Source organism: Sulfurovum sp. (genome assembly GCF_041562805.1).
Lineage (GTDB): Bacteria > Campylobacterota > Campylobacteria > Campylobacterales > Sulfurovaceae > Sulfurovum.
This window is the reverse complement of the sequence record NZ_JBFFOH010000109.1, coordinates 1-8,545: the sequence shown is the minus strand read 5'-3', so window position 1 is coordinate 8,545 and position 8,545 is coordinate 1. Positions and strand designations below refer to the sequence as shown.

Sequence of the window (8,545 nt, the reverse complement as noted above, 5' to 3'; positions counted from 1 at the left end):
GATCATTCAATAACACTCTTGCTAGCAACTCGCTAACCGTCCATGTGTTGTTGGACGCGTATTATAGCACCGAACTTATTTCTTGTCAAGGGTTTTTTAGCTTTTATCGGAAATTTGTTGAAATTTCTTATTTACTTACATATTATATATAAAATTTACTCATTTATATCTATATTTAAGTGTAGTATTTTATAATCCTACATTAGGTAAATACTGAAGGGACATTTATGCGTCTATTTTTTCTACTCTTTTCTCTGTTCATCTTGACTGCATGTATGGATACGGCTGAAGTGCCTTCTTCCACAGAGGAAAAAAGAAGCACTCAGATCCAAAGCAACAAAACAGATGCTCAAAAAGCAAGAGATGAATACAAAAAGTTACAACTGCAAAGAGGAATAGAGTAAATTCTCTTATTAACCTTAGATTAATCTCTCTGGACTATACTTTGCATTAAATTAACAATTGAAGGAATATTATGGCTTTATATGATAGAGACTATACATCAACAGAAGCTGGATACGTTCAAGAAGGCGCATCTGTAAGCTTCATGAAACAAACTTACCAACTATTGGCGGCAAGTATGATCGCTGCTGCGGCAGGAGCTTATGTTACTATGCCTTATGCAGAGATGATCATGCAATACAAGTGGTTCATCTTCGGTGCTGAACTTTTAGTACTTTTCTTTGGACTCAGTATGACAAGAGGTAAACCAGGACTTAATTTAGCAATGCTTTTTGTCTTTACTTTTTTAACAGGTGTCTCACTCGTTCCACTTTTAGCTTCGCTCATCGGTGCAGGAAATGGTGCAGTAATAGGGAATGCTTTCCTAATGACTTCTGTTCTTTTTGGTGCTTTAAGTCTGTTCGCAATTAATAGTAAGACGGATTATTCAAGTTGGGGAAAACCACTTTTTATTACACTTATCGTGGTAATTATTGCTTCCCTTGTTAATATATTCATACTTCAAAGTCCAATGATGCATGTGATCATTACTGCGGGTATCTTACTTTTATTTAGTATTTTTACTATCTATGATACACAGAACATAGCAAATGGTGCATATGACTCACCTGTAGATGCAGCAGTATCTCTTTATTTAGACTTTCTAAATATGTTTACAGCACTACTCCAACTTCTTGGAATTTTTGGAAGTGATGACTAAAGCTGAAACTTCGGAAAAGATTGAGCGTCTTATCGATGCCAATCTTAACCGACTTAAAGAAGGTATACGAGTGATAGAAGATATCAATCGTTATATCTACAATGACAAATCCCTAACTTCTTCCCTTAAAACACTGCGACATAAGCTTCAAAGCGCGTATGATCAAAATCGTTTACAATACAGAGATATAGAAAATGATGTACAAAAAGAGAGTATTAGTTCTGAATTGTCTCGCAGCAGTATCAATGATTTGATGATAGCAAACTTTTCACGAGCACAAGAGTCTGCGCGCGTCCTTGAGGAGAGTTTTAAACTTATAGACCATACATTATCTGAACTTTGTAAAGAGGTACGTTATGGTTTGTATGCTGTAGAAAAAACCTTTTTTATGAAGCAGAAAAAGTGAAAGAAGCAGCCTTAACAAATAAGACCTCAAATTCTAAGTAGTCCAAAGGGTAACTCTTCATAACTTGCTTAGTCTGCTTATATGTAAGTTGTTTCTCTCCTCCGCTTACCCCGCTTTTTTTAATATAATTGAACATCTCTCGTACAGTCTCAAAATAAAGTCTATACTCTTTTAACTCAAACTCAGCATGATAATATTTCTCTATCGTTTCTTTCAATACTGCTGTACTATAAATAGGTGACGTTATATTGGCTGTTTCATGTAAAGTTTTAAACGTGTTGGATGTAAAAATAGCAAAATAGGCATGGTGTGATCTTTTTGATATCTCAGACAGAGTAAAATCCAGATTTTGACTCCATTGCAAGGCAGAAGAGGAGAGGACAAGTGTCTTTGGAGGCAATGAGAGCTCTTCAAATGTTTGAATCCTATTGAAGTCAGCGCATCTTTTCTCAATCTTCTCCGAAGAGGGGTGTATAGCTAACATCTCTTTGGAAGAGTCCAGTACCATAAGATGATCAAAGGCCACCTTGTTTTTTTCTAGATTCTTATAGACTTCTCCGCTACCGCACCCAATATCTATAATTGTTGCATAATCAGAAGAGGAGAGTTTTTCTACCAATAATTTGGCAACCTCCGCCTGAATGACATTGTAAGTATCATACTCATGCGCAAAACGAGAAAACTCTTGAATAACATTAGACATCGATTCCCTCCTTTTACACGAAATAATGATCTTCATCACCATTTCAAACTTTTTTGGGTATAATCGCCGAAATTATACCCAAATTTCAATGGGCTATCCAACAACATAAAGAGGCATAGATGACATCAACACTTTTAATCATACAAATCGTACTTGCGCTGGCAATCACAATCGCAGTACTTCTGCAGAAAAGTTCAAGTATAGGTCTTGGCGCATACAGTGGAAGCAACGAGTCTGTATTTGGAGCAAAAGGACCAACTGGCTTCCTTGCAAAATTGACTTTTACACTTGCTTTTGCATTTATCGTTAATACTTTAGCCTTGGGATACCTGTACACTTCAGCAAATACTTCATCTGTTGCAGACAGTATCGTTCCTGCAAACAATGCTGCTGTACCTGCAGCACCAATCACAGCAGAAAACGCTGCACCTTCCGCACCTGCAGCACCAACGGTTACTGACAGTACTGTTCCTGCAAGCAATGCTGATGTACCGGTAGCACCAACAACATCGGAAAACACTGCACCTGCGGCACCAACTGTTACAGACAGTAGCGTTCCTACAAGCAATGCTGTTGTGCCAGTAACACCAACGACATCAGAAAACACTACACCTTCAATACCTGCTGCCCCAACTGCTAACTAAGCAGATATAAAGAAGGAAACCCTTCTTTATATCTTCCCTTCAAAATACTATCTAAATACATAACAAGGTAAAAAAGGGTAAAATTCCCTAAATAATGCCAAGGAGAAAGTTATGGTAAATGAGATTTTCGAACAGACACAAGAGAACATGGAAAAGGGTATCGACGCTCTTAAGCGAGATTTTTCAACGTTAAGAACAGGAAGAGTAACCACTGGGATCATAGATAACGTTAAAGTAGACTACTACGGAACGATGACTGCATTAAACCAAGTAGGTAATGTCATCGCTACAGATGCAACAACGATCAGTATTACTCCTTGGGAGAAGTCTCTTCTTCCTGTGATTGAAAAAGCGATTCAGGAAGCGAACATCGGTGTGAACCCGAACAATGATGGAGACTTCATCAAACTCTTTTTCCCTCCTATGACAAGTGATCAGAGACAAGAGATCGTTAAGCAAGCCAAAGGAATGGTTGAGCACGCAAAAGTCTCTGTCAGAAACGTCAGAAAAGACGGTAATGACAAGATCAAAAAGCTTGAGAAAGATAAAGAGATCAGTGAAGACGAGTCTAAAAAAGCGCAAGATCAAATACAAAAATTAACCGATGAGCACATAGCCAAAATAGACGAGGCTTTTAAAACAAAAGAAGCTGATATCCTCAAGGTATAAGTATGCAAAAGTCTTATGATGTAGAACAAGCCTACAAAGATGCTAATGCTTTACTTGAAGGCCACTTTCTTTTAGCCAGTGGAAATCACTCAAACAGATATCTTCAAAGTGCCAAAGTACTTGAATATCCCAAAAAAGCCTCTTTGCTTACGGATGCCTTGGCTGAGATGATCAGATCAAATGGTATTGAAGTAGATACAGTGTGTGCACCTGCTTTAGGTGGCGTACTTGCCGGATATGAGCTTGCTCGTTCACTGGATGTTCGTTCTATCTTTGTTGAAAAGAAAGAGGGAGGCATGGAGTTACGTCGTGGTTTTGAGGTAACAAAGGGTGAGAAGATCATTATTTGTGAAGATATTATCACGACCGGTGGTTCTGCATTAAAAGCTGCTCAAGCTATAGAAGCTCTAGGCGGTATCGTAGTGGCATTTGCCTCTTTGGCCAACAGAGGTTTCTGTAAACGTGTGGGTAGCGATGCCGATGTTAAAGAAGAGTGCAGCCTTCCAACTAATGTACCACTATTTGCCCTTGATGACTTCACTTTTGAAATGTACACTCCTGAGGAGTGCCCTATGTGTAAAGATGGAAGTACTGCGATAAAACCGGGGAGCAAAGGCTAAAGACTACTAATAACGCAAAAGAAGTAAAGCTACTTTTTTCTACGCTATCGCCGAGATCTTCTCGGCAAAGTGCCCAAGCGACTAGTCGCTTTTAATATTTATATTCATTAGACAACTCTCCATACAACAGCACATATTTCCACATCTATATCAGTTTTTCTTGGCTTAATGCTAAATGGCTCTATCTCGCAGTTGTCTGTACTGTATTTTTCATTTAATGCATCAATTTTATCTTCCAGTTCATACTCCAGTGCTTCTATCTCTTCTTCGACAGCCACCATACGTTCTTCTGCCCTGCTCATCTCTCCGCGCTCTTTGAGAATCTTACTCCCCTTACTGACTGCACGACCTATGCTTGTTGTACTTTTACGTCCAAATAAGGCGCCAAGTACAGCTATACCGGCTTCTATCATGGATCCGGTAGAGTCTGATGCTTCTTTTTCTACACGTTCTTTAGCGCGAGAAAGTCTGGCTAGCAGTGTTTTCTCTTTGCTGCCAAACCGTGTTTGAAGTTTTTCAATTTCGATCTCTTTTTTATCGTTAAGCATATCTTGCAGACGTACGATAAAATCAGACCGTGTTTCTTCTACTTGAGACTCCAATTTAGGTGAAATACAACGCAATAACTCCAACTGATGTTCTCGATACAGTGTCTCTTTTAATTCTCTTATTGTTTTTGCCAACCTCTTGTCCTCCAAAATAATATCAGGGAGAGGATGAAATTTTGCATTTGAAGGAGCGGCATGGGGGAACCTCTCGAACCCAAGCTCTTCTTCTACTGCATCTTCCCATTTAATACGTTGTTGTTTTTCAGTAAGAGGCAAAAATAGTTCAAGCACTTTGTCTATATCAATACCTCTTCTCTGTTGATAAAAATGTATTTTTGCTTTCGCACCCAAAGTTGCAGAAAATATATTTTGTTCAGAGGTATCCGGCTCATAGTATTGAGGAATAGATGCATCAATATTTTGGTAGCTTTCTAGCGCTGAAGTATTGTCAACCATACTCTCCACCGTCTGAACTTCTACATTCTGTACAGACTTTTGCTCCTGCATAAGTGTAGAGATCTCATCTCTTTTGAGTGGTCCTTTAAGGTAACTCATTACCCAGCGTGTACTAAAAAGTCTAATATCATCCAAATGTGCACTTTTCAGGAAGAAGGTTCTCTTTTTTAAATTTGATAAAAGACTCTTAATTTCATTTTTATCAAAACTCGAACCTACTTTGCCTCCAAGTCCATCGATAACCCTCTCTATATCTTGTGTCGTTTGTAATCTGCCTATAAACCATGTCCCAATGTTAGAAAGCCCTTTATAATCCAAATCTACAGGATTTTGCGTACTGAGTACCACACCTACGCCAAAAGCCCTTGCCTGCTTCAGAAGGAGCAACATGGGCTCTTTGCTTGGCGGGTTCTTGGTAGGTGGGAAGAAACCAAAGATCTCATCCATGTAAAGTAGGGTTTTAAGTGCAGAAGTACCACTTTGTCGACGCATCCATGCGATATATTTATTGAGCAGTAACGTGACAAAAAACATGCGCTCATCATCATTAAGATGAGAGATGGAGAAAATGGCTACTTTGGCTTTACCATTTTCATCATACAACAGTTTTTGGATGTCCAGACTCTCTCCCCGCAGCCAAAGTGAAAAACTCGGACTTGCAAGCAGTGCGTTGAATTTAGTCGCCAACTTGAAACGGTCACTTTGAGGATAAAAATCATCCAGAGGAAGCACACCTATCTTTTTAAAAGAAGGATTGAGTATCTTTCCGATGATGCTTTCTATACTTAGGTTTTCATCCGCTATCCATGATTTTGTAATGATCTGTGCAAGTAAAATGTACTCTTTTGATTCTAGAGGATCGGCATCTATCCCCACCAAAGAGAGTAGTGAGGTTGTAGTGCTTTTGAGGTACGAAGCAAAAGTATCACTGTCTTCCATGATCTGGGTAGGTGGCACCTCCAAAGAACTCATCACGTTGATAGATACCCCTGCAGAACTGCCTGGGGTATAGATGGTTTTTTTCACATCATGAAATTTTTGTACACGCTCAGTACTTTGTCCCCAACTCTCTATACCCTCTTTCCACATAGCTGATATCTTCGTGGCATATTCACTGACGTTAGATTCTTTGGACTTCGCTTCGTCTGCAACCCATGACTCAAACGATGTCGGAGAAAAGCTGGGATCAGTAAGACACAAGTCCCCCATATCTCCTTTTGGATCTATGATAATGGAAGGAATATTGTCTATAACAGCCTCTTCAATGATGCCGACACCCAGTCCAGTCTTTCCTGAACCTGTCATACCAATGATCGCGGCATGGGTAGTGAAGTTTTTATTTTTAAGCAGTGTCAGTGCCTCTGTGGCATCCATACTTTGCTTATCGATATCTTTACCCAGATAGAACAATCCCAACTTTTCATACATCTCTTGCATCCCATAATCCTTCATGATAAAAATACATACTAGCTATTTTAGCGAAAGTTTGTTTAGTTCGTTTGAGTCTATTATGTGGTAGGTGCCGGAGTCGTCCCAGCTGGTGTTTTTTTTGTAGTTTTCTTCTTTGGTACTGTTTTGGTGATCCCCTGAAGCATAAAACTAACAGGTTCTTTCCCTTGTTGTTGCAGTAGGACCAAGACCTTGTCCTTTTCATGGTAGACATCAAAGACCTCTATGTTATTCATGATGCTGTCTACTTCGACTCTCTCTTCTGATCCTACGGGTAACTTGTAATTGTTCCCTTCTATACGTGCCAGTGTATTGTCTTTTTTCAGAACAATCCAACACACTTTTGCTGCAGGAAGTGCATAAAGAGAGTTCTGTGTCTCTTCCATGCAGACTCTGCTAAATTCATCTTTTTGAATGGTAATGTTGCCATCAGAAGCCAAAATATCCAAATACAATACTTTCATAGCTTTAGTAATTTTTTTAGACTTTTCCAAATATTGTGCAAGCTGTTGATTGGAATTTTGCATCATGTCCACAGAAGAGAAGAGTGCCACAATGACGATACCCATAAGGGCAATGGAGATAAGTACTTCTAAAAGGGTGAATGCTTTACGGTTAGACATGTACCTTAGCCGTCCATCAGCCCAACGCGAATGGCTTCCTCATAACTTGTATCCCCTGTGATAAGCATCTCTTTAAGTTTATCGGCGATGGTTTTCATACCATTCTTTTTCATAGCATCTCTAACTTGATGGTCATTAAATCCATCTTTCAGCATTTCTTTCACGTGATCATTGATGATAAAAAGTTCTCCAATGGCTTGTCTACCTTTATATCCTGTAAAGTCACACTCTTTGCACCCAACCGCTTTAAAATATAAATTCTCTTCAGGGACATTTATCTCCTGTGCAGTTGCGGGGGCAAGTTTTGTCTCTTCCTTACAATGTACACAAAGTTTACGCGTAAGCCTTTGTGCCAATACGCCCAATAACGTAGAAGAGACAAGGAAGTCTGCTATACCCATATCCATCAAACGGCTTAAAGAAGAGGTTGAATCATTGGTGTGCAGTGTAGAGAGAAGAAGGTGTCCGGTTAGCGCTGAGCGAAGTGCAATTTCTGCAGTTTCACTATCACGAATCTCTCCCACCATGATGATGTCAGGATCCTGTCGCAAGATAGAACGTAACCCTGCTGCAAAAGTTAGGCCCACTTTAGTGTTTACCTGTATTTGAGAAATGTTATCTGCATTGTATTCCACAGGGTCTTCTACCGTGATGATGTTCTTGTCCGGAGTTGAGATATGCTGTAAACAGGCATGAAGTGTAGTTGACTTACCTGAACCTGTGGGTCCTGTGACCAATATCATGCCATGTGCATGGTTGAGCAATTTATACAGATCTTTGGTGATATCTTCTACAAAACCTAAAGACTCCAGTGTAGGGATATGCTCTGTTTGGGAAAGTATACGCATGACGACTCTTTCACCATGATAGGTAGGCAAGACTGACACCCGCACATCAATCGATTTGCCGGAAATAGCTAACTGTGTACGTCCATCCTGAGGTACTCTCTTTTCTGAGATATCAAGATTTGATATGACTTTGATACGGTTGATCACCAATGTCACAATACTTTTATCAAGATCAAGATGTTTTTTCAGTGCTCCGTCCATACGTAGACGCACTTCACCTTTTTTCTCTCCACTTTCAATGTGAATATCACTTGCCCCTTTTTGTAAGGCTTGAAAGAAGAGTGAATTTACCAGTTTTATGATAGGAGCAGACTCTTCACTCGAAAGGAGGTCTTGTGAATTACGAATAAATTCCAGCAGGTCTGATTCTGCCTCTATGAGCTCATCTGAAGTTGTTGCCATCTCTTCAAAGTCAGT

Annotated in this window: 9 protein-coding genes and 1 pseudogene; 6 read left to right on the top strand and 4 right to left on the bottom strand. The window is 39.5% G+C overall.

The window, feature by feature from the left end; genetic code table 11:
- The first annotated feature begins 227 nt into the window (after window positions 1-227).
- The 3 genes from ABYK33_RS11315 (at window position 228) to ABYK33_RS11305 (ending at window position 1,568) form a co-directional block, all read left to right on the top strand.
- Window positions 228-404: a hypothetical protein gene (locus ABYK33_RS11315; RefSeq protein WP_373033324.1), complete on the top strand. Its 177-nt coding sequence runs from the start codon at window positions 228-230 to the stop codon at window positions 402-404.
- A 71-nt stretch (window positions 405-475) separates the two neighbouring features.
- Window positions 476-1,162, top strand: a complete 687-nt coding sequence (locus ABYK33_RS11310; protein WP_373033323.1) for a Bax inhibitor-1/YccA family protein — start codon at window positions 476-478, stop codon at window positions 1,160-1,162.
- Window positions 1,155-1,568 carry a thiamine-phosphate pyrophosphorylase gene (locus ABYK33_RS11305; protein WP_373033322.1) on the top strand — a complete coding sequence of 138 codons (414 nt, stop codon included), beginning with the start codon at window positions 1,155-1,157 and terminating at the stop codon, window positions 1,566-1,568. Before ABYK33_RS11310 ends, ABYK33_RS11305 begins: the two co-directional genes overlap by 8 nt.
- On the opposite strand, the gene ABYK33_RS11300 is transcribed toward ABYK33_RS11305, so the two are convergent.
- Complete coding sequence (locus ABYK33_RS11300; protein ID WP_373033321.1) at window positions 1,549-2,271, bottom strand: methyltransferase domain-containing protein; 723 nt, start codon at window positions 2,269-2,271, stop codon at window positions 1,549-1,551. The genes ABYK33_RS11305 and ABYK33_RS11300 overlap by 20 nt on opposite strands.
- A 119-nt stretch (window positions 2,272-2,390) precedes the next feature.
- Here ABYK33_RS11300 and secG point away from each other — a divergent pair.
- The 3 genes and pseudogenes from secG to pyrE all read left to right on the top strand — a co-directional run.
- Window positions 2,391-2,723: pseudogene (gene secG, locus ABYK33_RS11295) on the top strand (preprotein translocase subunit SecG); the annotation flags it as partial.
- Between the two features lie 303 nt (window positions 2,724-3,026).
- Entirely contained in the window at window positions 3,027-3,584 is a 558-nt protein-coding gene (gene frr, locus ABYK33_RS11290; RefSeq protein WP_373033320.1) for a ribosome recycling factor, read from the top strand.
- A 2-nt stretch (window positions 3,585-3,586) separates the two neighbouring features.
- Window positions 3,587-4,204: an orotate phosphoribosyltransferase gene (pyrE, locus tag ABYK33_RS11285; RefSeq protein ID WP_373033319.1), complete on the top strand. Its 618-nt coding sequence runs from the start codon at window positions 3,587-3,589 to the stop codon at window positions 4,202-4,204.
- 107 nt (window positions 4,205-4,311) lie between these two features.
- On the opposite strand, the gene ABYK33_RS11280 is transcribed toward pyrE, so the two are convergent.
- The 3 genes from ABYK33_RS11280 to ABYK33_RS11270 form a co-directional block, all read right to left on the bottom strand.
- Window positions 4,312-6,645, bottom strand: coding sequence for an ATP-binding protein (locus tag ABYK33_RS11280; RefSeq protein ID WP_373033318.1), 2,334 nt, complete (start codon window positions 6,643-6,645; stop codon window positions 4,312-4,314).
- 71 nt (window positions 6,646-6,716) lie between these two features.
- A complete protein-coding gene (locus ABYK33_RS11275) occupies window positions 6,717-7,280 on the bottom strand; it encodes a prepilin-type N-terminal cleavage/methylation domain-containing protein (RefSeq protein WP_373033316.1) in 564 nt (187 codons plus the stop codon).
- A gap of 5 nt (window positions 7,281-7,285) precedes the next feature.
- The coding region (locus ABYK33_RS11270; protein WP_373033315.1) for a GspE/PulE family protein at window positions 7,286-8,545 on the bottom strand (1,260 nt) is incomplete at its 5' end.

Bases quoted from the DNA above. Each gene is read 5' to 3' on its own strand.
- frr (WP_373033320.1), top strand. From the start codon at position 3,027: ATGGTAAATGAGATTTTCGAACAGACACAAGAGAACATGGAAAAGGGT.
- ABYK33_RS11275 (WP_373033316.1), bottom strand. From the start codon at position 7,280: ATGTCTAACCGTAAAGCATTCACCCTTTTAGAAGTACTTATCTCCATT.
- ABYK33_RS11300 (WP_373033321.1), bottom strand. From the start codon at position 2,271: ATGTCTAATGTTATTCAAGAGTTTTCTCGTTTTGCGCATGAGTATGAT.
- pyrE (WP_373033319.1), top strand. From the start codon at position 3,587: ATGCAAAAGTCTTATGATGTAGAACAAGCCTACAAAGATGCTAATGCT.
- ABYK33_RS11310 (WP_373033323.1), top strand. From the start codon at position 476: ATGGCTTTATATGATAGAGACTATACATCAACAGAAGCTGGATACGTT.
- ABYK33_RS11315 (WP_373033324.1), top strand. From the start codon at position 228: ATGCGTCTATTTTTTCTACTCTTTTCTCTGTTCATCTTGACTGCATGT.
- ABYK33_RS11305 (WP_373033322.1), top strand. From the start codon at position 1,155: ATGACTAAAGCTGAAACTTCGGAAAAGATTGAGCGTCTTATCGATGCC.
- ABYK33_RS11280 (WP_373033318.1), bottom strand. From the start codon at position 6,645: ATGCAAGAGATGTATGAAAAGTTGGGATTGTTCTATCTGGGTAAAGAT.